The sequence below is a fragment of the Aliivibrio thorii genome (genome assembly GCF_057368585.1).
On sequence record NZ_CM170654.1, the window covers coordinates 1,772,616 to 1,798,719 of the forward strand.

At 37.4% G+C, this 26,104-nt stretch carries 21 protein-coding genes; 9 read left to right on the plus strand and 12 right to left on the minus strand.

Translation table 11 applies throughout. The features are described 5' to 3' along the window. Positions 1 to 156: 156 nt before the first annotated feature. From AC2IP4_RS07995 to AC2IP4_RS08005, 3 genes are all read right to left on the minus strand, one after another. On the minus strand, positions 157 to 1,470 hold the full coding sequence (locus tag AC2IP4_RS07995) for an anaerobic C4-dicarboxylate transporter family protein (RefSeq protein ID WP_375322249.1): 1,314 nt from the start codon (positions 1,468 to 1,470) through the stop codon (positions 157 to 159). Positions 1,471 to 1,801: 331 nt separating this feature from the next. Then, positions 1,802 to 2,281: a hypothetical protein gene (locus tag AC2IP4_RS08000; protein ID WP_375322248.1), complete on the minus strand. Its 480-nt coding sequence runs from the start codon at positions 2,279 to 2,281 to the stop codon at positions 1,802 to 1,804. Then, a complete protein-coding gene (locus AC2IP4_RS08005) occupies positions 2,272 to 3,189 on the minus strand; it encodes a winged helix-turn-helix domain-containing protein (protein WP_375322247.1) in 918 nt (305 codons plus the stop codon). The genes AC2IP4_RS08000 and AC2IP4_RS08005 overlap by 10 nt, the downstream gene beginning before the upstream one ends. 365 nt (positions 3,190 to 3,554) lie before the next feature. On the opposite strand from AC2IP4_RS08005, the gene AC2IP4_RS08010 reads away from it, so the two are divergent. Both AC2IP4_RS08010 and AC2IP4_RS08015 read left to right on the plus strand, forming a co-directional pair. Further along, positions 3,555 to 4,145: a porin family protein gene (locus AC2IP4_RS08010; protein ID WP_486310170.1), complete on the plus strand. Its 591-nt coding sequence runs from the start codon at positions 3,555 to 3,557 to the stop codon at positions 4,143 to 4,145. A gap of 199 nt (positions 4,146 to 4,344) precedes the next feature. Next, positions 4,345 to 7,101 carry a hypothetical protein gene (locus AC2IP4_RS08015; RefSeq protein WP_486307186.1) on the plus strand — a complete coding sequence of 919 codons (2,757 nt, stop codon included), beginning with the start codon at positions 4,345 to 4,347 and terminating at the stop codon, positions 7,099 to 7,101. Positions 7,102 to 7,202: 101 nt separating this feature from the next. Here the strand turns inward: AC2IP4_RS08015 and brnQ are convergent, their stop codons facing one another. Then, positions 7,203 to 8,522 (minus strand): branched-chain amino acid transport system II carrier protein, encoded by a 1,320-nt coding sequence (gene brnQ, locus AC2IP4_RS08020; RefSeq protein WP_375322244.1) that lies wholly within the window; start codon positions 8,520 to 8,522, stop codon positions 7,203 to 7,205. Positions 8,523 to 9,027: 505 nt separating this feature from the next. Here brnQ and AC2IP4_RS08025 point away from each other — a divergent pair. Further along, complete coding sequence (locus tag AC2IP4_RS08025) at positions 9,028 to 9,552, plus strand: DUF1993 domain-containing protein (RefSeq protein ID WP_375322243.1); 525 nt, start codon at positions 9,028 to 9,030, stop codon at positions 9,550 to 9,552. A 69-nt stretch (positions 9,553 to 9,621) separates the two neighbouring features. On the opposite strand, the gene blaALI is transcribed toward AC2IP4_RS08025, so the two are convergent. Next, a complete protein-coding gene (gene blaALI, locus AC2IP4_RS08030) occupies positions 9,622 to 10,362 on the minus strand; it encodes an ALI family subclass B1 metallo-beta-lactamase (RefSeq protein ID WP_375322242.1) in 741 nt (246 codons plus the stop codon). 154 nt (positions 10,363 to 10,516) lie between these two features. Between blaALI and AC2IP4_RS08035 the strand changes: the two genes are divergently transcribed. Further along, positions 10,517 to 11,119 carry a LysE family translocator gene (locus tag AC2IP4_RS08035; RefSeq protein WP_375322241.1) on the plus strand — a complete coding sequence of 201 codons (603 nt, stop codon included), beginning with the start codon at positions 10,517 to 10,519 and terminating at the stop codon, positions 11,117 to 11,119. Between the two features lie 14 nt (positions 11,120 to 11,133). Continuing rightward, complete coding sequence (locus AC2IP4_RS08040; RefSeq protein ID WP_375322240.1) at positions 11,134 to 11,964, plus strand: AraC family transcriptional regulator; 831 nt, start codon at positions 11,134 to 11,136, stop codon at positions 11,962 to 11,964. On the opposite strand, the gene AC2IP4_RS08045 is transcribed toward AC2IP4_RS08040, so the two are convergent. Together AC2IP4_RS08045 and AC2IP4_RS08050 are read right to left on the minus strand one after the other, a co-directional pair. After that, a complete protein-coding gene (locus tag AC2IP4_RS08045) occupies positions 11,954 to 13,438 on the minus strand; it encodes an SgrR family transcriptional regulator (RefSeq protein ID WP_486307184.1) in 1,485 nt (494 codons plus the stop codon). The genes AC2IP4_RS08040 and AC2IP4_RS08045 overlap by 11 nt on opposite strands. Positions 13,439 to 13,449: 11 nt before the next feature. Continuing rightward, complete coding sequence (locus AC2IP4_RS08050; RefSeq protein WP_375322238.1) at positions 13,450 to 14,445, minus strand: Gfo/Idh/MocA family protein; 996 nt, start codon at positions 14,443 to 14,445, stop codon at positions 13,450 to 13,452. 251 nt (positions 14,446 to 14,696) lie between these two features. Between AC2IP4_RS08050 and AC2IP4_RS08055 the strand changes: the two genes are divergently transcribed. Beyond that, positions 14,697 to 15,650: a DUF2860 domain-containing protein gene (locus AC2IP4_RS08055; protein WP_375322237.1), complete on the plus strand. Its 954-nt coding sequence runs from the start codon at positions 14,697 to 14,699 to the stop codon at positions 15,648 to 15,650. 49 nt (positions 15,651 to 15,699) lie between these two features. Here the strand turns inward: AC2IP4_RS08055 and AC2IP4_RS08060 are convergent, their stop codons facing one another. Further along, positions 15,700 to 16,626, minus strand: a complete 927-nt coding sequence (locus tag AC2IP4_RS08060; protein WP_375322236.1) for a LysR family transcriptional regulator — start codon at positions 16,624 to 16,626, stop codon at positions 15,700 to 15,702. Between the two features lie 149 nt (positions 16,627 to 16,775). On the opposite strand from AC2IP4_RS08060, the gene AC2IP4_RS08065 reads away from it, so the two are divergent. Both AC2IP4_RS08065 and AC2IP4_RS08070 read left to right on the plus strand, forming a co-directional pair. Further along, positions 16,776 to 18,374, plus strand: coding sequence for a DUF1214 domain-containing protein (locus tag AC2IP4_RS08065; protein ID WP_375322235.1), 1,599 nt, complete (start codon positions 16,776 to 16,778; stop codon positions 18,372 to 18,374). Positions 18,375 to 18,399: 25 nt separating this feature from the next. Next, a complete protein-coding gene (locus AC2IP4_RS08070) occupies positions 18,400 to 19,878 on the plus strand; it encodes a DUF1214 domain-containing protein (RefSeq protein WP_486307182.1) in 1,479 nt (492 codons plus the stop codon). A gap of 53 nt (positions 19,879 to 19,931) precedes the next feature. Here the strand turns inward: AC2IP4_RS08070 and AC2IP4_RS08075 are convergent, their stop codons facing one another. Beyond that, positions 19,932 to 20,939 carry a DUF6363 domain-containing protein gene (locus AC2IP4_RS08075; RefSeq protein ID WP_486310171.1) on the minus strand — a complete coding sequence of 336 codons (1,008 nt, stop codon included), beginning with the start codon at positions 20,937 to 20,939 and terminating at the stop codon, positions 19,932 to 19,934. Positions 20,940 to 21,209: 270 nt separating this feature from the next. Between AC2IP4_RS08075 and AC2IP4_RS08080 the strand changes: the two genes are divergently transcribed. Continuing rightward, positions 21,210 to 21,413, plus strand: a complete 204-nt coding sequence (locus AC2IP4_RS08080) for a hypothetical protein (RefSeq protein WP_105054509.1) — start codon at positions 21,210 to 21,212, stop codon at positions 21,411 to 21,413. Between the two features lie 49 nt (positions 21,414 to 21,462). Here AC2IP4_RS08080 and AC2IP4_RS08085 read toward each other — a convergent pair whose 3' ends face one another. The 3 genes from AC2IP4_RS08085 to AC2IP4_RS08095 form a co-directional block, all read right to left on the minus strand. Further along, a complete protein-coding gene (locus tag AC2IP4_RS08085; protein ID WP_486310172.1) occupies positions 21,463 to 23,340 on the minus strand; it encodes an aspartate:alanine exchanger family transporter in 1,878 nt (625 codons plus the stop codon). Between the two features lie 118 nt (positions 23,341 to 23,458). Beyond that, positions 23,459 to 24,853 carry a glutamate decarboxylase gene (gad, locus tag AC2IP4_RS08090; RefSeq protein ID WP_375322232.1) on the minus strand — a complete coding sequence of 465 codons (1,395 nt, stop codon included), beginning with the start codon at positions 24,851 to 24,853 and terminating at the stop codon, positions 23,459 to 23,461. 275 nt (positions 24,854 to 25,128) lie between these two features. Beyond that, the gene (locus AC2IP4_RS08095; protein WP_375322231.1) at positions 25,129 to 26,019 is read right to left on the minus strand and encodes a LysR family transcriptional regulator; all 891 of its coding nucleotides are present in this window, start codon (positions 26,017 to 26,019) and stop codon (positions 25,129 to 25,131) included. Positions 26,020 to 26,104: the final 85 nt, after the last annotated feature.

The window sequence follows — 26,104 nt, forward strand, 5'->3', positions numbered from 1 at the left end:
TTTTGTTACCCATCCTTTTATCTAAGGTTAGTTAAGCTTTTGACTATATTCCAGTTATCTACGTTAACTACAAAATCATTATAAAAAAAGCGACCAGTATTTACTGATCGCTTTTCTTTTATTCGATGCTCATACACATCATCATTTACATATCAGCTATAAAACCATACTTGCAAAGATGAAACCAAAGATAATACTAAATACCATGCTTAATAGACCTGGGATCATAAAGCTGTGGTTGAATATGTATTTACCAATCTTAGTCGTACCTGTGCGGTCAAAGTCAATAGAAGCAATGATTGGACCGTAGTTTGGAATAAAGAAGTAACCATTTACAGCTACAAATGTCGCGATAATCACTTCAGGTGGAAGACCTAGTGTGATACCAACAGGCACTAATACTGCTGTTGTTGCTCCTTGGCTGTTTACCATTACAGATAAACCAAACAGTGCAAAAGCGAAAGTCCATGGCGCCACTTCAACTAAACCTGAAACCGCCTCTTTAACCATTTCATAGTGACCAGCAATAAATGTGTCGCCTAACCATGCAATACCAAAGATAGCGACGATGGCACGCATACCAGCATGGAACACTGAACCTTGAGTGATCTCGTTACCATCAGGCTTACATAATAGAATAATCAATGCAGCCATTGCTAACATGACGATTTCAATTGTGTGCGCCATTCCCATTGGTGAACCATTGAAGTTAGGACGCAGCGATGGGAATGCACCCATAACAACCACCACAATTGCACCGAATAAGAACAGACCCACCGCTTTTTTAGCGCCCGGTTTAATCTCAATCTCTTCAACTTTAACTTCTTTTTCCATTTCGCTGCGGAACTTAGGGTCTTCCATACGACGTTGGTATTCAGGATCGTCTTTTAAGTCTTTACCGATCTTGTTTACGATAACGCAAGCAACCGCTAAACCACAAAAAGTACCAGGGATTGTTATCATCAATACGTTTGCTAGTGTAATGCCTTGAGGCTCTAAAAAAGCAACCAAAGCAACAACAGCTGCAGCAATTGGACTTGCTACGATCGCAAATTGCGACGCAATAACCGCCATACCTAATGGACGCTCAGGGCGAACACCACTACGACGACTTACTTCTGCAATTACAGGTAGTACAGAATAAGCCACATGTCCAGTACCTGCTAAGAAGGTGAACATATACGTCACTAAAGGAGCAATGAAAGTAATATGACGTGGGTTTTTACGAAGAATATTTGAAGCAATCTTAATTAGATATTCAAGACCACCAGCGGCTTGCATTGATGCTGCTGCTGCTACTACCGCCATGATCATTAACATAACGTCGATTGGCGGGCTAGTAGGTTGTAGACCAAATACAAAACTCAGTATTGCTAAGCCAATACCACCCATAACACCCAAACCGATACCGCCAATTCGAGCACCAATTAAAATACAAACTAAAACGATTAAAAACTCAATTAAAAACATATCAATCTCCCTGATGATAGCTTTTATATAATTAATTTTTAAATTACGACATTAATTGGACGTAATTTAAACTCCAAAATCGAGTGGATAATAATCGCGTTATTCGTTTAATAAATAGCGTCAGATCACACATCATTAAGAATTATGTAAATAAAACAATAATTATATAAATCATTGTTATAGAAGTTATTTATAAAAACAAACAGACAACAATTACGCTACTTTTTAATCCAATTTTACTTACCAATTTTATTAAATTAGCCGTTTTAATATGCTTTGTTCAATGTAAATATTCACTCTAACAAATAAAATGTATCGCTACTTCGATCGGTTAAGAAGCAAAACAAACAAAATTGGTATTTTCATGATTTTTACGATTATGAAAATACAGCTGTTCATCACTAATAATAAAATTTAAATCCATTTCAAAGTCTTTTAATGAATCAAGGTCTTGAATAAAGACGGGGGCATTTTGGGGTTTAAGATGCCAATCAATCTTTCTGTATTTCACTGAGATCTTATCTTTTGTTACTTTGTAATCGGCATCTATTATGGCTTCATACTTCTCGCGTTCTCCATTTTTAAAGACTAATTTGCCTTTTTGAAAAATAGTCAAGTTAGAAGAAGACGCAAAATAAAGCACATATCGCTCACCAATTTCTTGGTACTTTTGATATGGCGTAGATATAAAATTCGTTGATAGTTCATTACAGGTCCAACGAGAGCCTTGTAGTTCTGAGTCCTGTAATAACCAATGGTAAGAGAGCATTCCCATTAGTAATAACAACAAAATCAGGTTAACTATTCGCATATGAGTTTGGTCCTGTTAAACGATTTAGCAATAATTACAGGTAAGTCAGTATATGAAAATTGACTCAATGAATAATTTGCATTCCTGTTACTATTTTTAGCGGCAATATACCCTCGTAAGGAAATGACATCATCGTCATAAGCTGAATCATATATTCGAATATAAACTTCAGCATTACACTCTGCAGGGTTTAATGTTTTTAATTCTTGTTGAATAGCCTTAATACCCACCGATTTTCGTGTCTTATTGAGAAAGTAAATATCGGTATTGTTTATTTCAAAATGTTGATAATTATCTTTCACAAGAAAATGAGGCGCCGATGAAATCGCTTTATATTGATATACAAACACAATCAATACTAATAAAAATAATGATAATAATACCGAAATTAGTGAAGGTTTCGTTAACCAAAAATGACGAAAACACGATTCATTTGAAACCTTCACGTCTTTTTGATCTATAGCGACAGAGACCTCAGTGACAATGGCTGGTGTCGATTTATTTTCAACTGCAGGTAAAGTCAATGGCGTATGATCAGATATAGCCTGAACCGTTATCTCATCTGCTTCTTGTTCAATTACATCATCAGCGATAGAGAAAGCGTTATCCACAAACAGTAAATAACCCACCTTACTCACTGTTTTTATCTCAATACCTTCCGCTTTTAATTTGACTAAGTGACGTCTTAAACTTGAAATTACATTAGTTAAAGCTTGGTCTGTAACTACCGCCCCTTCCCAACAAACATCAAATAAATAATCACGGTCTAAACAGTTACCTTTTTGCTCTAGCAATAAGATAAATACACTATAAGGAAGAGGTCTAAGAGTAATGACTTCACCAGTAGTATTACGTAATGTTCTTGTTTCTGGCTCTAACACCAAATTTGCAACTATGATTTTCTGCATCTAGGCCTAACGATTAGTGATAATTCGATTAAATCGTTCTGATTATTTAAATAACAAAACTAAAAACACTTTGAAAAAACAAACATTTAAACATTTACTGATCAACGTTTGAAGTCTACCGCAATTAGAAAACAAATCAATAACAGACTCTTAATTTGAGGTTAAATCATAGATTTATCTTTTAAAACATTAAGTTAAATAAATCAACATATTTGGTTATCAGTTAAATTTAGATTTTTATAAAAAACGTCACATCAAACAAAATTCAAATGTTTGCTGTTAGTGTGGAACTTATTTAGTTTATTTTGTTTGTGTTCTTATAATTTGCTTAAGTTTTAGATACTCAATTTAGATGGAATCAAACAATGAAAAAATCGATACTATTATTAGCATTACTGTCTGCTTGTTCATACGCAAATGCCGCAACAAACGATGTGTCTGGTGTTTACTTAGGGGGTGGTTTCGGTACTACTAGTTTTGATGACGATGGGGGCTTTGGTTCTGCTAACGTTGATGATGATGACTCTACCCTTAAATTAATTGGTGGCTATCAATTCAACCGTATTGTTGCAGTAGAAATGCAATATTCTAAATACGGAGACTTAAAAGTAACAGCTCCCTACTCTCTTCTACATGGAACAGTTGAACATTCTTCTATCTCACTCGCTGCAAATGTTGGTTACACCTTTGATAGTGGCTGGCGTCCATTTGCTGTTGCTGGCCTAGGTTCTATTAAACAATCAGGTAAAGCATACGGCATTTCGGATAGCGACAGTGGGACTTCTTTCCGCTACGGGGCAGGTGTTGAATATACACCTAAAGCATTAGGTGGCCTTGCTTTCCGTGTTGCTTATGAAGGTGACTTGTTTGTTGTTGATTCTGGCACCGCAAATAATTTTGATGATTATGCTATGACCATAGGTACATTTTACGCTGGCGCAACTTACAAATTCTAATAATAACAATTGTTGGCCAGGGAATTAATCAATGGGTAGTTTTTAACTGCCCATTTTATTCTTCTAATCTATCTATATATCTAAAAATAGACCTATAATTTATTTATCTCATCGCCTTTTATTTCCATTTCATTTCCATTGCTCACTTATTTATATCAGCTCTAGGCAACACAACCTTTAATATATTAAGAGAATTTAAATGAAAGTATTCATTTCCAGATTAACGCTATTTTTTACCATTCCTACGCTTGCCTATGCCGCCCCATTGGTAACACCTAATAATGCAGGGGTAGCCCAAGACCAAGACTACTATACTCAAGATGTACGTAATACTCGCCTTATTTTCACCGAAGAAAACAAACAACACGCAGAGCATGCCGCTGGTATTGAGAGCATATTACAACCAGCTTACGAGGATACTTTTGGCTATCAAATGGATGACCGTTTAAATGTCGGCTTGATGTCATCTTATAATCAAATTGCTAATGGTTTTTCAACACAATACCCACTAAATCGACAAATCAACTATATGGGTGGCGCACAACTCCCCGACTATTTTTCATCAAGCTCTTGGCTCGACACCTTGTTGTTTCATGAAACGGCCCATGATTATCAAATGAACGCAAAAGATAATCTCGTCTCTAAATCTATGTTTGCTGTTCTTCACAATGGTTCTATTGGGCCTATTGGTATTATTCCTGCTGTATTACCCAATTCAACCTCTTCAAGTTTTATGCTTGAGGGGAACGCAGTTTTAAATGAATCTTGGCATGGTCAAGGTGGTCGACTTTACAGTGGTCGATACAGAGCAATGACGCATGTGCACGCTAAAGCCGGTAATTTATCGCAAGAGCGCCTTTATAACGATACGCTTTTCTTCCCATATGGAGAAAGTACTTATGTCTTTGGCTCTCAATACCAATATTATCTAGCTAAAACTTACGGTCTAGATGTCACTAATAAGTATTTTAAAAATCGGTCTCAACATTGGTTATGGCCTTTCCAAGTCAACAAACCAATGAAAAAAACGGTTGGAGAAGATTTTGATACCACTTTCGCTGCATGGGTTAAGCAAGAAACCCAAGAAGCAAAAGAGATGCAATTAGCACAAGGGAAAGTCATTGCTCGATCTAAATATTATGGTGAGCTCAACACCCAACAAGGGAATATTCTTTTCTTAACCAACCCTACCGCTGTCCGTGCCCCGACTCTGATTCATTATAATTTAACGAATAATGAAGTAACCAAAGAAAGCAGCAGCTTAGATATGGGGAAAGTTTATTACAATCAAGATAAATACTATACCGTTTCAGGACGTCGCACTTCGGTTTGGCGTACCACTCAAGGCTTATTTGATAACGACGCTCAAATTAAGAAAGGCAGCGAAGGCCGGGTGCATCAAGGCTATACGAGCGATGGCAAAGACGTGTATTTCAAAACTACAGAGTCTTTTGTTCAACCTCAACTCTATGTTGGAGATGAGTTATACAGGGCAGTTAACTCATCGGTATTAGTTCACAATGACAACCTCTATTACTTTGTCCAAAAAGGTAATAATCGAACGTTATATCGCAATAAAGAATCCCTCTTAACTCTACCCGCTTTCTATTCCATCGTTAAAGATGTTGATAGCCAAGGTAGAGTTTATTTTATTGCAAATACAGAAACAGGTAGCTCCCTTTATCGCACCAAAAATGGGAAAATTGAGCGTGTATTGACTGCTGATAATGTCATCGATGCCCGATTAGTTGATGACCAGCAAGTACTCGCAACGGCAATCTCTGCAGATGATTACTATTATGTCGTTGAGGATATGGAGATAACAAAAGAAGCGCCCTATCAAGTTAAGCTCTTTTGGGATAACAAAGGCGGTCTAGCTGATCAACAACAACAAAAATTAGCGAATGCTGAGGATAAATCACTCAACACAGATACCTCTTATGGGCTTTTCAATAACCTTCATTACACCCGAGGAGCACTAACGGTTGGCGCAGTAACAGAGAAAGAGGATAACGGCGATAGTAAACAAAAATTACGTTATAACGCGACGTTTGAGTTTTCTGATCCACTGCAACGCAGTACCTATAGTCTATGGGCAATGAATGATGAGGAATACAGTGACTTAATTGGTGCTGGTTTCAGTAATAATCAGTTTTTCATTATGGGCGGAATTCGTGCTTATTATGTATTAAACGACAATTACTCTGATACTAGTATCCAAAAAGATCAAACTCGAAACAGCGGCCTTGCTGCTCAATTACGTCTACCTTTCCTACAGACTGGTTTTTGGAATGCAGAAATCTCAGGTAATTTCTATCAAGATTATAAATTAAACGAACGTGAGCCCTTATCTGCTCAATTAGATATTTCTCGTACCGAGCATTACGGTAATAGTTGGCTATTAAACAAGGAAGCAGCAGTGTCACTCTATGGTGTTCAAGATCGAGATGACGCAATTCACGGAGCGTCTTTATCATTTGGAACCGATTTACCTGCAGAGTTTTACATTAATCTATCAGGGAAATATTCAGGCAGTGATACAAACAAAGCTGGAATATATGAACGTCGAGGTGTCGAGCTAACACAAGGCAATGATTTTATAAATAACGACCCTAGTAGCTTCATTATGCCATCACTTAAAGACGATGCCTTTGCCGAAACCGCTAGTTTGGCTGAATTAACACTTTCAAAAGTGATTAACCTATCGACTTATTCTTTCAAAGGCCCAATATCACTGCGTCGCGAAATGATTGAGCTTTCTTACCGACGTTATGATTTAGGGAATGTGAATACTCTGGGTGATGTGGGTATTAACCAAGGCATTATTGGACTTCATTTTGATACGTTAATCATGAATGTATTACCTATTGGGTTTTACACTCAATATATTCACAATGATGAGAATCCAATTACCGATAAGAACAGTTTTAAAGCAGGATTCTCCGTTCCATTATAATACGTTTAATGTAGATGTAAGAAATTCGTATTTAACATGAGTAATTCCAATAAAAATCCCCTTGTAGTAAAGCAAAGGGATTTTTTGTGTCCGTTTATATTTTATTTAGTATTCGTTGCTTTCTCACCACATTCCATTGAACGGCTTGATTGTCGATGAAGTAATTTACTTAATCCTATTACAACAAAAACTGGGAAGAACCAACTCGCATGAGCTTCAAATAACGGAACATAACGAGTTAATGACTCCGCCAAAGAGGTAGGTAATTGCCCTAAAATATGCAGAGCATCTAAACTACCAAAAGCCAAAGAAATCATAACGATTGTGACATAAGTAGATAAATTACGCTTTGTTGTCGGTAAGAAAAGCGCCGTTAGCACTAATGCAATGGCTATAGGGCAAAGGATTAGAATAGCAGGTAAGCTAATCGCTAAGATTTGCTCTAAACCGAAGTTCGCCACCACTCCAGTGACCGTAGTAACAATAATAGCCGTAAGCGCAAATGGTGAACGGAATGTTTGTTGGTAATATTCAGCACACGCATTCGTTAAACCAACTGTCGTTGTTAAGCACGCCATAATAATAATACCCGCTAACAAATATTGTCCCATTGGGCCAAATATTTCCGCCACATAACGAGTTAATAATTCACCGCCATTAGTTGCGCCTGCAGAGATAGAAGCCGAAGTCGCACCGACATAAGCCATTGCTAAATAACACGCCGACATAAGCACTGCATAAACTAATGTTACTTTAAGCGTTGCTTGAAAAACCGTTTGTGGAGACTCACACCCTTTGTCTTTAATTGCTTTGATAATAACCCAACCAAATCCAACAGCAGCAATCGCATCCATCGTCATATACCCTTGGATTAATCCACTGGTGACCGCTTTATATTGGTAATCAGCACTTGGAACATTAAGCACTCCTAAAGGTGTAATAATGGCAGCTAATGCCAATGCAGCTAACATCAAAACCAATAAGGGAGTCATTACTTTACCAATATAATCGACTAACTTTCCTCTCTGAAAGGCCAGCAATAATGTAATACCAACAAATAATATCGAGAAGATAAGCAGGTGGTCACCAGAAAAGAACGGCTTAATTCCCATTTCATAAGCTACAGTTACCGCCCTTGGCATACCAAAAGCAGGTCCAATTGCAGTAAAAAGTAATACCCAGAAAGAAATAGCTAATGGTTTTGGAAGTGCCTCTGTTAACTGACCACTACTACTTAAGCGCCCTAACACGATTAAAGTAAGCGCAGGAAGCCCAACAGCAGTAAGCAAAAAGCCAAACATAGCAGGAAGATATTGAGTGCCAGCCTCTAAGCCAAGAAAGGGAGGAAATATAATATTTCCTGCGCCAAGAAACATGGCAAAAGTCATTAGACCAATCGCAAGTAAGTTGTGTTTTTTCAATGTACAAGTCCTCTTTGCTATTGGGCTGAACCCTAGTAGCTTTTATTGTAGACCGTCAGATTGGCTGAGAAAAACAAGAAGAATATAAAGCAGTCTCCCGTCAGCCTGGCTGACGGAAGTGCCGCCAGCCTAGTTAATAATCACTAGAATGACCGCGATAATAGATGATGTTACACGCGACACAGCACCGAACATTGTTTTGCATAAAGCAACAAATTGTAGGGCTGTAGAAGAAAGCATGAATGTATCCTAGTCGTTTATCGTGGTAACAAATTCAATATATAAGTAATAAACCACATTGTAAACACCATAATAGTTAAAAATATCACTATCTCAATTATGAGTAGGTTTATACTTCAGAAGAGCCTTCCTGTTTTTTACTCCAAAAAGCGAGGAGGCCATGTAAGCGACAATAAATACATTAACTAAAAATACAGCTAGTTTGCAAAGCATCTATTATATATCTACAGTAAACTCAACTTTTGTCATTACTAAAGGAATCTTTATGACTATGCTTTCTGACATCACCCTAACCCCTTTCTCTAATTCATTAAATGTTGCTATTCACTTAATGACTAAAGCTAAAGCGTATTTTGAAGTAGAACACAGAGAGGCGAATGAGATCGTAAATCTTCAATTAGTCGATGATATGCTGCCTCTTTCATTTCAAGTAAATGCCATTTGTCAGCACACACTTCAAGCAACAAAAGCCGTATTAAACGGTGATTTCTATATTCAATCACCATTAGGAGAAATTGATTTTAATGGTTTGATTACATTACTTAAAAAGACACAACAAGAATTGAATAACATTGATTCTAAAGAGCTAAACGCTCGTTCTGGTGAAACCGTTATCTTCCATTACCCGGAACAACCAATGACCTTCACTTCTGAGCACTTTATTACATCATTCTCAACGCCTAATCTTTATTTCCATCAAACAACGCTATACAACCTATTACGCAAAGAAGGTGTGCCATTAAGTAAAATAGATTTTATTGGTGCGTTATCTCTTAGTCCTTCAAAATAAAATAGATCTTAACCCATTAAAAGCCCTGTTTTATAATTACTAAACAGGGCTTTTATATTCTATTTCATCTTATAATTTTTCAACAATATCGACAGTATGACTAATAATACTGGTTCCTTCGCCAACATTACCATGCCCAGGAACAACGAATCGAGCTTCAGGATATTTTGTTAATACTTTCTGAGCCGAGTTTGCCCATTCTTTCTTATCAGCATCACCAGTCCATCCAATCGTATTGACTTCATTCGCTCGCATTAAGCAACCACCCAGTAATACTTGTTCTTTTGGTAACCATACAACAGCATTATCTTTAGTATGACCCGCTCCCGGATAGAAGACTTCAATCTTATTTTCTAGTAACACAAAATTATCATTTGAAAACTCATGATTAGTGGCTTTCTTATTATCACCTTTTAAAAACGTATTCGTTAATGTTGAAGCGTAAGTATCAAAATTATGCTCTTGCAAGTACTCTAAACCACCCGTCTGATCTTCATGAAAATGAGAAAATATGGTTTTCTTTAGTGTTAACCCTCTGTTTTCAATCCATGTCATTAATTGAGGCATATTCGATGCATTCCATGGCGTATCTATCAAATACACATCTTTTCCATCAACATACACTAATGAATTAGCGTCGACTAAAATAGGTTTATTCGGATTCTGTAAATTTTTAAATTCACGGTACGACTTAACCAAAAAAACATTATTCGTAATTTCTTCAAACTGAAGAGGTTTAACTGGTGCATCGGCTGCTGAAGCATTAAAACCAATAACGGCACTTAATAGCGCTAAAGTAATTTTAAACATGAATTCCATTCCTTTTTAATATTGCCACAAACATACAGTAAAACCCCATTAAAATGTGTTAGCTAAATGTAAAAAAACAATTTTGTACAATAACTCTCATCTTCTTATCGCTTATTGTGATTAGCAGAATATTAAAAACAAAAAAGGGATACATATGACTTTATTTCTAGCCATGGCGATGTTCGCATTAGTGACTTCATTATCACCAGGGCCAGTCAACATTCTAGCCACCATTACCGGCGCTAATCATGGATATAAGAGAACTATTCCCCATATCTTTGGGGCTACCGTCGGTTTTGTGTCTATTCTTATTACATTAGGATTAGGGTTGATACAAGCCTTTGATGACTCTCACACAGCAACACTTGTTTTAAATTATCTTGGTAGTGCCTTTTTACTTTATCTCGCCTACAAAGTCGCTACGAGCAAAAAGACAGAACAAGATAAAACAAAAAAAGGCGACGCACCAACCATGCTACAAGGTTTATTGTGTCAATGGTTAAACCCAAAAGCTTGGATTGTCTCTTTATCTGGTGTCACCGTATTTTCCAGTAACGGTGTGATCCCTCTCGAAGACCTTGGTGCATTTAGTGTCATATTTTTTATCGTATGTTACTGCTGTATATCCACTTGGGCCTTATTAGGATTAACCATCGGAAAATACCTTGAGCACCCGATTCATTATACAATCTTTAATCGATTGATGGGAACCTTGCTTACTCTGACCGTAGTATATGTATTTTTTATATCAAAATGACAATGGACGTTATATTGGCTAATTCAAAAACACACTTTCTAAGATCCTCTTTCCTACCATTTGAACTACGTTATTCAAATAATTCTAACGCTTGCTACAAAAAACACGCTCATCCAGAATTTTCAATCGGGGCCGTCGATAGCGGTGTGAGTGATTATATAAACCAACATTCAAAGCAAGAAATAAGTACGGGGTCCACAGTCATCATAAATCCTGAAGCAGTGCATTCTTGTAACCCAAAACCGGGAACTGATTGGAGTTATAAAATGCTTTTTATTGAATCAGATTGGCTAACACAGCTACAAGCAAGTATTTTGACTACACAACAAAACAAATTTCAACCATTTAAGCAAAACCACAGCCGATGCCCTATTCTCTTCCGAGACTTCCAGTCATTGATTCAAATCCTGATTAAAAATGAATCTCCATTATTAGTTGAAGAATCTGCGATCACTTTTTTCTCTGCTCTTTTTATTAAGGATCTTAACGCACCACTACAGCACAACATGATCCCTAAACAAACAACTCACCTCGCCTATCAGTACATCTCAGATAATGTAGATAAAAACATTTCTATCTCTGAGATTGCAAGAGAATCAGGCTTGAGCCATTTTTATCTTATCCACTCATTTAAAAAACAATACGGGATAACACCGTATGCATATCACATGATGATGAAAATAAATAAAGCCAAGACCTTATTAAAAAAGGGAAATGATATTACCTCTATAGCAATAGATCTCGGGTTTAGCGATCAGAGTCACTTTCATCGGCATTTTAAAAGTATTGTTGCCGCTACTCCAAAGCAATATAAGGCAAATAAGCACTCAACTATTAATGATTAACTATCCATAGTTGCGCTAAATTACACCAACCAAAACCGTTCACTTTTACCCCTTTTAGGTTTTCTGATGTGATTAATTCAAACGACTCTTTCTTAACTATTTCTATAACACCTATCTGTTGTAACCAACTATACAGCAGGTCAAGCGCTTCCATAGCTTGCACTACATCTGAGGTATTTTTTATGTCTGATACCTTATTTAAAAACAAATCATAATCTACATCTTGAGTCATATGATTTTTAAAAGGGTAAAGAGACAGAAAAGCCAACCGACTGTACAAGCGGTCACTTTCTTCAAGAATGCTACATAATGCAATATCCGTTTGACGGTAGTATCCATAAAAAACTTCTTGTCGTATCTGCGATGGAAAAAGTCTAAACGCTAACGTTTTACATTCATTATTGTTTTCATAAGTCACTAAATCAGAGCTATCCAAATTACTGCCTTGCTTTTTTATTATCATAAATAATGAATGGTACTGACTGTTATAGGTAGCGGTCTTCTCTGGAAATGACAAACTTAGCTGATTTTGAGCACAAACTTTATCTTTCGCCCATTCTTCATATACCCACAGGTCCACTCTTTCTAACAAGGGTAATGTTAAAGCATAGTGCTCAAATCGACCTAATCGGATCATTCTTGGTGATAATACCTCGACCAAAAATGAGCCTGATCCAACAATCTTATCTGCTGACAAATGCACAGGGTAAATAGACGCTTCACTTCGAGCTAATAATCTTGGTAGATGGAAGTCGCTTTCTAATAAGGTAATTTCAAGACACTCTTCAGAAAGAGACGTTATATCAATGAAGTTAGAATAAAGTGAACGCCAATAAGAGTTAGTTATTAGTTTATTCAAACAACGAACTGCATCTTGTGCCGTTAACAGGGTTCCGTCATGACATACGACGCCACTGCGAAGATAAAAACGCCACCTCGTTGCTGAAGGATTGCTTTCCCAATAATGAGCAAAATCAGGACAAATACGATCGTTTTCTATACTAACCAAACGCTGGAAAATTTGAGTTACTAAGTATCGTTCAGTACGGCAAATTGCGTTATAAGGTAATAAAGAACCAATCTCCCGATGGAAAGGCATACAAACTGAGCGTGGTACCGTTTTGTTAGAATGAAGAAGATATTTTTTAAGTTCAATAGAAGCATTACGTCCACCAAAACTTAATATATTCAAAACAGAATCAGTATTACCTGAGTCGACTACATTCGATACGCAGTCATAACACGCTTCAATAGGCTCTTTAATGCACGTCAATTGTGCTTTTTTGCTGCGGCCAGGTGTGGCTTTCCATTCAATCCAATCCGTATTAATTAATCTCTTAATTATCGTCTGAACATGACGTTCACTCACTTTGAGAAGCCGTGAGAGTTCTGTGATATTACAACTTGATGCTACAGGTCCATACTTACGAAAAAGTATTTCATAAACTTCTAGTTTTCGTTTTATATTCTCCATAGCACCCAACTCTATCTTCTTGTTAAATGAGCATATCCATTAGTGATTAATGCCTGCTCTAGTATAGACAATACCTGCCCACTAATCTCGGTATTAAGTACAGGAGATGTTTGCTCATTGTTTAATAATAATGCAGAGCAGTGATCTATTTCATGTTCAAAGCCGCCACCACTATTATGAATGATAGTGTGGATTTTACCGCTTAGATTCACATCAATTCTCGACGGATTCCACCATTTATCATGTATGACGATTTCAACACCATCACCTTTTAGAATGGCACTCCTTGGTAAGTTTTTTGAAATTGACGCCCCTATCTTTCCTTTAATCTTACCTTCAAATAGAAACACCACATTTTCATCAACTCGCCATTCTGGATGTTCGACGGTTATGGATACAGATGGTGTTAGAACATCTTCACCAAAGAAATGGCATAAATCACAGTAAAGCCAAACGCCATATACTCCGACATCCAGTGTCGCTCCTCCTGATAAGTTAGGATTAAATACAAAGATATTAGGGTCATACTCACTTTTATTTCCAAAAGAGGCTTCTATTGAATCCACGGTAATCTCGTGTTTATGCATAAAAGTCTTCAGTTCTCGGTAAGCAGGAAACGCTACCGTTTTCATCGCCTCAAGCAATAACACACCGTTATCTTTAGCCAATTTTTGCATGTCTTGCCAATCTTGGTAATTCGTAAAAGCAGGTTTTTCAACTAAAACGTTTTTATGGTGAGACAGAAATAACTCAACCAGTGGCTTATGATAAGGATGAATCGTCGCTACATAAATAATATCAACATCAGGATCCATCGCTAATTGTTGGTAGTTACCATAATGTGAAACCGCCTTATAAATAGTCGAAAATTGCTGCGCTTTCTCACTGTCTCTAGCAGCAACAGCTTCTAGCTCACCTAATTGACTGTTATTAATCAAATCTTGCGCAAATCGATGCGCTATATTTCCAAGCCCCGCAATGCCCCATTTTATTTTTTTCTCATTCATTATCTCATCCCATTCTTTTCGAGTTGAAATAGTGTAGCCATCTCGACATAAAAGAAAAATAGAACAAATAAACGTATTTGTTCCTATTTAAAAGAAAACCGTCTTCTTTATTTAGTCAAAAGTAACTCATTTGCTATTGGCTTTCACATTACACAATATAAACACCACTTATGGTTCGCGATCATTGATAACTTCTACTATAACTGTTTCAATACAATTATTAACACTGTAGTAACCCAAGGATGACGACAATGAATTTACGCTATTTACTTCTAACTACTTGCGTAATAAGTATGCCCACACTAGCAAAATTAGCAGATAAAGAAGGCATTAGTGGCGAAATTGCATTAACCACAGGATTTGTATCTTCAACTTCCAATTTTAATACTGAGGGGGATGACACCATTAGCTCTAGGGATCAAAAAGGCTCTAGCGACAATGGATTTATGGCCTTTCCTCTTGGTAATATTGCCTATACATTTAGCCAAGAGTTAAATCAGCAAGTATACGCAGGTACAACTCGCCAAGATGTAGCAACAGGTACTGTTGTTCTTGAAGTCGGTTATAAATATCAATTTGAATCAAGAATGGCAATTGATGTTTCTATCCTACCAACCATTATGTCAAGCAAAACATGGTCTGATCCATATTTAGTCGGTTCGGCTCGCACAGAAACAGATGCTTCAGGAAATGCATTTCGTTTTAAAGTCGATAATATTGCAGGATCAAATTTTACTATTGATAGCGCCTATGCCACCAAAGATATCGAGAACGATGATGTCGAAGATGCACTAAAAAGAGATGCCGAGACACTCTACTTAAAAGGCCAGTATCGCTTACCACTAAGTCGCACTTCATTCGTCCTGCCTTCTGTTATTTATCAATCTTCATCTGCGGACGGAAAAGCAAGCTCTTACGATCAATACGGTGCTGAATTAAGTTTCTTCAAATTAATGCAAAGACACCAGTTAGTATTAACTGCCGGTTATAATCAACGAACATTCGGTGCTAAAAGCCCTATTTATGGGGAAACTCGTAAAGACAATAAATTAAGCTTCTTTGCCGCTTACGAGTACACTAAATTCATGGATTGGCAAGATTGGTCATTCATCTCTTTTGCGGGTTACAGCTCAACTGATTCAAACATTACTTTTTATGATGAATCAGAATACATTGTTACTGTGGGTATGAACTATAAGTTCTAATATCACTAATAAAATAAAAGCCCTGCGTGAAATGATTCAGCAGGGATTTTTAATTAATTTTAATCTCTGCAGCCGCTTCTTGAGTACACTTCTTTAACCACTTAATTAAAGGAGTTCGGCAGTTTTTACTCGCCACAACAAGCCCTATTTCTCCTCCTGGTTGAACAATCTCTTCAGGTAAAGGCAGCTTTTGAAAATCATCACCTAAGGTATTCGCTAAAGATTCAGAGCAAGGAAACAGCATATCCGTTCGTTGTACTGAATTTAAAATCACATCAAGGTAGCTGCTTCTCAACCTCATACGACATTCTTTATTTAATGACTTCAATGAATTAACTACATACGCTTTGTGATCATTCCAGTTTGCTATCACCAGTGTTGCTATATCTAATTGAATGGTATTTTCAAAACTTTCCTTACCCGTAATTAATGGGTGATCTTTACGTCCTATTAATACAAAGCGATCCCTTGCCAGTACCGATTGAGAAAGCTGTTTTGATATTTCTAGTGGAAAATAATTTAAACCTAGCTGTATTTGATCATGAAGAATATTTTCAGGCGTTGCTCTATCCCAATTAGAAAAAACAACTTCAACATTCGGTGCTTTCTCTAAAATAATCCCACATAAACTAGAGGCAATAGACGGAGCAATAAAGCCATTCATTGCAATATTAATTCTTCCCTCTAACAACAAACTATCAAATTGTTCTGATGGTTCTAAAGCCGCGAAAAGCATTGTCATCGCAGGCCTAATATTGTCCCCAATTTCCAGTGCTTTAGGGGTTGGTGTTAATCCATAATGACTTCGAATAAATAATTCATCTTCAAAGAAATCTCGAAGACGAGAAAGTGCTCGACTTACCCCTGGTTGACTTAAAAACAATTTCTCCGCGGCCTTACGTGTATTACGCACATCCAATAAAACCGTAAACACCTTTAGTAAATTAAGATCTAATTGATGAATTTTATTCTTCATTTTCTGCCCTATTTTTGATCACATAATCAACAATGACTAAATGATATATCTCTTATTCTTTCAATTCATTATTCAAGTTATCAAAAATGGATAAAAATATAATCCATGTGAACGAAATACTTTAATTATCACACTTCCTTGGAGTCCATATGAAAAAAACATTACTTGCTTTGTCACTTATTGCCATCACGTGTAATGCAGCTGCGAGTGCTTCTCCTGATGCAGCTTCTTCTACTTCTGATAGGTATTCAGAATTAGCTAATCTAGAAATGAATGGCGGATTTCCTACCGAAAAAAGTCAAGAGATATTGCAACAAGAAAGCTATTTTCAACGAGCATCCATGCTTTATCAATGGGCTCTTCCAATTGTGAATATGAAAGCGATGCAAGAAGGTCACGCCGAATTAATGAATGGTACCGCCTACAACAAAATTGCCATTTATCAAGATCGTTTGAAACCAAATACATTAATAACAACACCAAATTCAGATGTAATTTATGCAATGGGCTGGCTTGATATGAAAGACACCGGTCCTTTGGTCATAGAACATCCAGCTGGATTACAGTCACTTATGGATGATATGTATCACCATCCATTACGTGGCCCATTAGATAAGAACCAGCCTGGTGGACAATATTTAGGGGATATAGGAAATGCCGGCCCAGATAAAGGCAAAGCAGCTAAGTTTTTAATCTTACCGCCAAATCAAAAACGTGAAGATTATGCACAGCTTGCAGATAAGTACTTTATTTATGAGTCAAATACCTCTGAAGTATTCTTATTCTTGCGCTCTTTCTTTAAAGATATGAATAACCTTGATCCAGCAGTTAGTCGAGTTAAAGAAATCAAAGTTTATCCATTAAATGGTCATGCTGAATCAATGGAATTCTTTAATGTATCTGATATTCCTTCTAAATCCATTTGGGATAACGATTATCGATTCTATGAAACATTAGACAGAGCCGTTCAAAATATGGAACTGGCTACGTTTGACCCATACATGAATGGTGTTATGGCTGCAATCGGAATAAGCAAAGGCGTTGAATTTACACCAACTGAAGATCAAAAAGAGACGCTAACAAAAGCCGCTCAAACCGGTTGGAAAATAAGTAAAGAAATTGCCATTAACTTTGATGAGAAATCAAGTAAAACCACTGGCGATACTTGGTTTTGGAAAGAAGCGCCATCATGGGTAGCTCACGCATTAACTGACAAAGGTAATCAATATCATGCGTTATCAGATCCTTATTATCACAATATAAAAACTGGCTACACTAATGTCGATGCCATCACTCACATGTACACAAACCACTATTCAATGTCTACAGGAATGATTAATGCGAAGGTTGGTGCAGGTGCTAAATACGCTGGCGCATATAAAGACAAAGATCTTAATCCGTTAATTGGCTCTTGTAATTACTCTTTACGTATCCCGGCAGATGTACCTGCTAGTTTATTCTGGTCGGTCACTGCTTACGATGCTGCAACTGCCGCAGGTGTTAATGTTGAAAATCATCAATGGCCGTCATTAGGTGATCGCGATCAGCCAATTAAAAACAACGATGAGTCTGTCACGTTATTCTTTGGACCAACTGCACCAGAGAATGCTCAATTAGCCAAATACAACTGGTTGCAATTTGATAATGACAGCTGGTTCTCTCTGATCCGCTTTTATGGACCTCAACAAAGCTTATTTGATGGTACTTGGGTCCCTGGTGAGTTCGAAAAAATTAATTGTGTGAAATAAACAAGCTAACTTAATAGGCATAAATATGAAAAAGACACTAATCGCAATATTACTTGGCACAATCAGCTTTACGACACTGGCCAATGATTATTCTCCATCAGGTGGCTATGAAGCTCTAGACACACGTATTGGTCAGTTAACATTCGAAAATGGGTTTGAACATGGTGTACCTACCAATGAAACCTCCCAAAAATTATTTGATGAACAAGATTATCAACGCGCGGTACAAGGATATATTTGGGCAACACCCATTGTTAGTTTCTATAAATGGAAAAATGACCATTATCAAACATGGGGAACAGAAAATGGACAATTAGTCTACCAAGCTGGCTACGAGTCTAAACTCGGAGGCTTAACTTATAACACCTCTACTCCTTACTTAATTGGTTATATGAACTTAAATAACGGACCAATTGTGATTAATCTTCCTGATACTCAATTGCGTGGTGCCGTTCATAACATGTGGCAAATTGGTAAAGAACAGATGACCAAACCAGGAAAATACATCATTTACAAAGCAGAGGATACTGCACCAAAAATAAAAGATGCAACATTAATTGCAATGGATACCACTGACTTCTTTTTTGGAGTTCGTTTAATGAACAAAGACGCCAAAGTACGTTCAACCATGATGAATTCCATTCAAAAAGGCATTACTGATATAAATGGTAAACCATTAACCAACAAAGGGGTTTATCACGTTAAACGTGGTATTGATCATAAACAACCACGAGGCATGAAATTCTGGGAAGTGGTAAACCAAGCAATTCAAGCTAACCCAGTTCAAGAACGTGACCGTATGATGATGGACATGTTGCGCCCTTTAGGCATTGAGAAAGGAAAACCATTTTCACCAACCAAAAAACAGCAATCTTTATTAAAAGAAGCCGCTATTGTTGGTGAAGCAATGACAAAAAATATCGACTTTAACAAAACAGGCCGTCTTGAACATGCGGAATACGGCCCTAAAGGCAATCCTTGGGAAATAGCCACCGCTTCTACTCCTGACCAAAACCGCAATAATGGTATGGACTTAGACGGACGAGCTGCATGGTTTTATGAAGCGGTGACCAATGATATTGCTATGCATGGTATGGATAACGGCGGTTGGGGGCAGGTATATTTAGATAATTACTACTCAGGCGCAAAAGAACATGGTTTAGATGGTGGGAAACATTACAAATTAACCATTCAACACCCAGAAATGTACGCCGATTTATTTTGGACCATCACCGTTTATAATGTTGAAAATAGAGCAATAATTGAGAACGATTTAGGTCGTGCTGATGTTGGCTCAAATATTAAAGGTACGGTTTATAATAAAGATGGTTCAATTACATTACACTTCTCTCCAGAGAAACCAAAAAATGTAGCCGAGACAAACTGGATTCAAACTAATGAAAAAGAAGGCTGGTTTGTTTATTTCAGAGCCTACTCACCGAAAAAAGCATTTGTATCAGAAAAAGCAGAAACATTACTGCCGAACTTTGAAGAAGTGAAATAAGATCTAGGTAACAAATAAAAGCCTTCTAGTTTATAAAGCTAGAAGACTTTTTATCAATAATAGCGATAATCACTAGTATAGAAATCCAGTAACTTATTAATCGCTATATCTCGGTAAGTATCTTTCTCAATTAACATGTCATGATAAGCACCAGCAATTGGTTCTATATGAGTTAACACATTATCCTTGTATTGCACCTTTTTAAAATGGCTTTGGCCTAACGCATAATTTGGCTTACTTGCTAACACATCAAGTAGATTTGGCGTTTGTTTTTTATCGTTAAGATTAACATTAATCCACTTTAATGGAATACGCTCTACACCTAAGACTTCACCACACTTTTTATTATTCCAAATAGCGTCAATTTTAACCTTATATTCTTGTTGCTTTGCTTCATCGATAAAGTGCGCTTCACGAGTTCTCACTAAAAAACGTTCTTGTGATAAATGCGCTAAATTCAATTTTGCTGCAATTGTTTCAAGGAATAATTTACCGACGTCTTTCCCATGATGATAATCCGCATCTAATTGTTTTTTTGTGCTACCAAGCACCTTAGATTGAAGACTTCTATTTGGTGAAATTTCATAAATGATGACATCATCTGGCGGGTTAGCTAAAAACGCTTGAGTCTTACGATAATTCTCTTCATGGGTTACAAGCATCGCGGCCATATGATCCAACGTGCTATTTTTTGTCATTTTAGCAAGAGAAATTAACCAATCATGATTTTCGGTAAAATCGACAGGTACGGTACGAATAACAACAATATGACGAAAACCTCGATCGTACGCCGCTTGCACTGAAATGGGAGTGGTTAAGCCGCCATCAAGCCAACGTTTGTCGTCCATAATTACAGGCTGTTTATGTAAAGCTGAAATAGCACAAGAAACACGCTGGATGTCTTTCCAATTACTGGTAGAAAGATCGAAGTACTTAGTTTCAAAATTGGTTGCATGAGCCGCAACGGCAAGCACTTGTTTAGTATTGAGATGCTCTTCCCCAACCTTCCAATTAAGCGGAATATCAGACTCTGTTTTATCAATTAACCAATCCAAATCCATCCCTTCGCCTGTCAATAAAAAACGGGATAACTTGAAAAAGTCAGGGCTACGAGTAACTTGATCAATAATACGATAAGCATGTCCTTTTTGACCATTTCCGACAGAGTAATTATGTCTTTCTATTATGACATATCGCTATAAAACTCGGTGAAATAAATGGGCTTTCTATAAATAATGAGGTTATTCCTCTCGTGGATAAAGAAACCTCCTTCATAACTCGATATTTAAGATCCATCTATGTTATGGTTCCTTTAATAAGTAAGGAGTCCTATGAACGACTATGAATTTTTCATCAGAATCAATGATGCGATATTACTTGAGTTTGATGTGTTTAAACCATGGGAAAAGACGTTACTTTTAAGTGTACAAAACCAGTTAATGGACAGATTCCCACTTTCCGATCCGCAAAGGGAATTACTCACTAAAATACTCGATAAAAAAAGACCTAAGAAAAAGAGAAAAAGAACAATATAAAGCCATTCTGATCTTCATCATAATGGCTTTTTTGTTATAGATAATGAGCTTAGTACAACACCATCGTTAGATAGCCAAGAACGAGCACTATCATAGACGTGAGTGCATAAGGAACCGGATAACCTACCGCAGGAATATCACTTTGACACTCATCCTGAGCCCCTTTCATTGCAGGGGTACTATTTCGCCCTCCCGCACAAGCACCAGCGAGAATTGCAGGGTTCATTTTTCTGAAATACAAACCATAAATCCAAGCCAATAATGGGGGCAATAAAGCCGCGACTAGTCCTAAACCTGCAATTTTAATTACCACAATACCTTGGAATGATGCCAAGATTTTTGGCCCTACCGTTGCTGCTAATACCGCAACAAACAAACTCAAACCTATATCTTGTAAGAAGCTACGCGCGCCTTCACTCATTGGCCCACCAAAGGCTGGATTACGAGTTCGTAAGAATGAAAATACAATCCCCGTCAACATACAACCTGCTGATGTTCCCAATGCAAATGGGATCCCACCTAAAGTCACACTCAGGTGACCACAGACATAACCAATCAATAAAGAAAGCGCTAGATAGAAGGTTTCTGTCAGCGTGCTCTCAACAATCGGATTACTGTTCAGTTTTTTCGCAGCCTGTTTTACACACCAGTCAGAGCCTGCAACACGAATAACATCCCCAACCTCCACCACTGTTTGAGGTAACATAGGAAGCTGATGTCCCTGTCTAAACAAGGCTTTCATATAGATACCAAAGCCGACTTCTTTACTCATGTCTTCGATACTTTTGCCTGTATAGGCTGATTTACCTAAATGAATATCAGCTACTTCTATGTCTACATTACGCGCTCTTGGTTCATCCACTTCTACGCCGACAGTCGATTCTCCGCTTTCGATTAAAACGTGATAATCACCTCGGATCCCGATAATATCCCCAAGTTGTAGTTGTGGGTTATCAGAAGAATCAATGACTTCATCACCACGAACCACCTTAAGAATCGCAGCATGAGGATAGCGATGAAATAACGCATCTACACTCTGACCGACCAATTCTTGGTGATCAACACGATAAGCTCTAATGTCTAGTGGAAGAACGCCTAAATTTGAAAACCCATTAGTGCTTGGCAATGCTTCTGTATCAGCACCCGCACCAAAATCGGCTTCAGCATCTTTACCTGCTTTTACTGGATCAACACCAAACATCGCTGGTAAATATTTAATAAGTAATATAATGAAGACACTAGAGAGAATATAACTAATGGCATAACCTGCGGCGATATTGGCACTTATTTGATCAAGCGTCATTCCATCAGGCGCTTTAACCGCCCCAGAGTTAATTGCTGATTGAGCTACGCCCATCACTGCCGTTACCGTGTAACTACCTGAAATAATCCCTGCAGCATAACCCGGTGCCAAATCTAATAATTTAGCGCCAAAGAACACGATAATAAAATTACTAAACACGACGATAAGACCAATAACAACAAAATCCAACCCACCTCTTGCTAAGCCAGAGAAAAATTGAGGGCCAACCTTCATACCAATAGCGTACATAAACATCATTAAGAATATATCAGAGACCAATCCCGGTGCATTTATATGTAAGCCATAAACAGAAAAAGCGGTTAAAGCAATACCAACACCAACAACCAGAGTGCCTGCTGTTGAGCCTAAATTGATGCCTTTAATTGTTACTTTTCCTAACGGATAGCCAATGGCAATACTTAAAAAAAGAAACACAAAAGGATTGTGGGCGATATACGTAAACAGAAAACCAAATAATCCAGACGCTTCATGCTGTGCTAAAACTTCGACAGATTCAGCAGCCATAAGACGGCTAGAGAATAAAACAAGTAATAAAGTAAGTAAGAAAGTCCGGCGTTGAGATTTTATCCAGCGTAAGGCATTACTTAATTGTTCAATATTCATAATTATTTTCCATACAGAATAAAGACAAACTAGGTTTCAATTAACATCAATTTCATATAAATATTAATTGAAACGAATGGGGAGTAATGGGCCACTAGAAAAGTGGCCCAAAAAGATATTAACCGTGATTAAAGCCAGATGATTCCAACTCATCACTACCATGAGAGATAGGATGCTTAGCAAAAAACTCAACACAATGTTTTAAGTCAGCAACCAATAAATCAGCCTGATCTCGACTGAAGCCATGACGAACTAATATACGCATAATCACTAAATCTTCTCGTTTTGGTGGCATTGCATAAGCAGCAATTTGCCAACCACGAGAACGAATTCGGTCCGATAGATCAAACAAGTTAAAACCGGGATCAACGCCTTCCTTCAATGACCAACTCATTGCAGGAATACCACCTTTACCATCATAGATAATCTCAAACATACCCAGTTTTTCAATTTCAGATGATAAATAAACAGCCGTGTCGTAACACGCTTGGTGGATCTTACGATACCCTTCTTTGCCTAAACGTAGGAAGTTGTAGTATTGCGCTACAATTTGGCCGCCAGGACGAGAGAAGTTCAACGCGAAAGTCGGCATGTTGCCACCTAGGTAATTCACATTGAAAATCAGATCTTCATGTAAGGCTGACGCATCACGCCAAATAACCCAGCCCACACCGAGTGGGCTCAAGCCAAATTTATGGCCTGACGCATTAATTGATTTAACTCGAGGTAAACGGAAATCCCACTCTAAGTCAGGATCGCAGAATGGAGCCAAGAAACCACCACTCGCCGCATCAATGTGCATTGGGATGTCTAATCCCGTTTCTTCTTGAAGTTTATCTAACGCTTCATGTACCGCTTTTACTGGTTCATATTGACAAGTAAACGTCACACCCAATGTTGGAACAACACCAATCGTGTTTTCATCACAACGTTTAATCACCTCTTCAGGCGTCATGATTAAACGGTCGCCTTCCATTGGGATCTCACGTAATTCAATATCCCAATAACGCGCAAATTTATGCCAGCACACTTGAACAGGACCACAAATCATATTTGGTTTGTCTGTTGGTTTGCCAAGCTTTTTCATTTTTTCGCGCCAAGCCCATTTTAAGGCCATTCCGCCAAGCATTGCCGCTTCACTTGAGCCCGTAGTAGAACAACCTAACGTATTTTCTGCATCTGGAGAGTTCCACAAATCGGCTAGCATATGAACACAACGTGATTCAAGCTCTGCAGTTTGAGGGTATTCATCTTTATCGATCATATTTTTATCGATGCATTCATCCATTAATTTATGGACTTCATCTTCAACCCAAGTTTGGCAGAACGTAGCTAAATTTTGTCGAGAATTACCATCCATCATGAGCTCATCATGAATAACTTGGTAAGCATGACGAGGGTCATGTTCTTGTTCTGGCATTTTGTATTTTGGCATTGATAGGGAAAGGTCAGCTGATGAATAAATATCATCGAGAAGATCATCTCTGACTGTATTTTTGGAATGAAGAGGCATACGTTTAGCTCCATTGAATTAAATAAACAATAAAAATATAAACTGTCAAATTGATTAAATTTGGCCTTAATGAGTAAGTAATTAACAACATGGTCAATCACTTACTCATTAATCTTTAGTTACACTTTTAGTCCCTTTAATTGATGATGTCAATGTACTTTCCGTTCATTTTTTAAAACATAGACGCCTCTAACTTCATTTTTAGTAGCACGAATATTACGTTAAGCCCTGACAGAGTAAGACTCTCATAACAAAAGTTAGAATATAAAATTCACCTATTTTTGAGAGCGAATAATTTCTTCATCAACCCATTTTAGTAGTTGTTTTATGGCTTTGGATAACACCTGATTTTGACGTACAACATAACCTAAGCTTGTGGTTGGAAATTTAGGTAAAGGGGTTACCTTTGTCTTTAAGTTTTGTTTCATGTAAATCGAAAATTCAGGAACAATCGCAACACCAAAGCCCGCTTCTGCCCAATCAATTTGAGCATCTACACTACCTACCTCCATAATACGATATTTAGGCAAATTCAATGAAGGTAATGCCAAATCTAGTAAGTCGCGTGTTCGTGTATCATGCCCTAGCAGTATCAGTGTTGGTTCTTCATCCAGTTCAATAGATGTGTTCTTTTTTGACTGTTGCCATAACTCTAAATTATCACCTAATGCACACCATTTTATTTGCTGAAGTTCAGTGAAGTGCAGTGGCTGGCTCTCTTTCTGAGCAATAACAAAACCAAGATCAGCCTCTGCACTTTTCACCAGTTCTGACGCTTGTGAAGAGGTGGTATTAAGCAGAGAAAAATCGATACCAGGGAATTCTTGTTTAAATAATTGAAATGGTCCAATTAACAATAAACGAGAAATAATGTCACTTGCTGCAATGGTTAACGTTCCTTGGCTTAGATCATTAATCGCATTAAGATCGGCTTGGCAAACTTGCAGTGCCATTAACGTATTTTGACTGGTTTCTAATAAACGAGTCCCCGCTTCCGTTAAATGAAATGGATTTCTCTCTATGAGTTTAACCCGAGTTGCACTCTCTAACTGTTTGATGTGTAAGCTAACGTTAGGTTGCGTCATGTGTAATACGGTCGCTGTTTTACCAAAGTGTTTTAACTCAGCTAATGTAACAAACGTTTTAAGCCAATGAAGATCAAGCATTCCTATACTCTCTTTTTGAATATATTTCACTCAATATTATATATGGATTTCTTATCAAGTCGATAATTATAATTAATTTCTCATA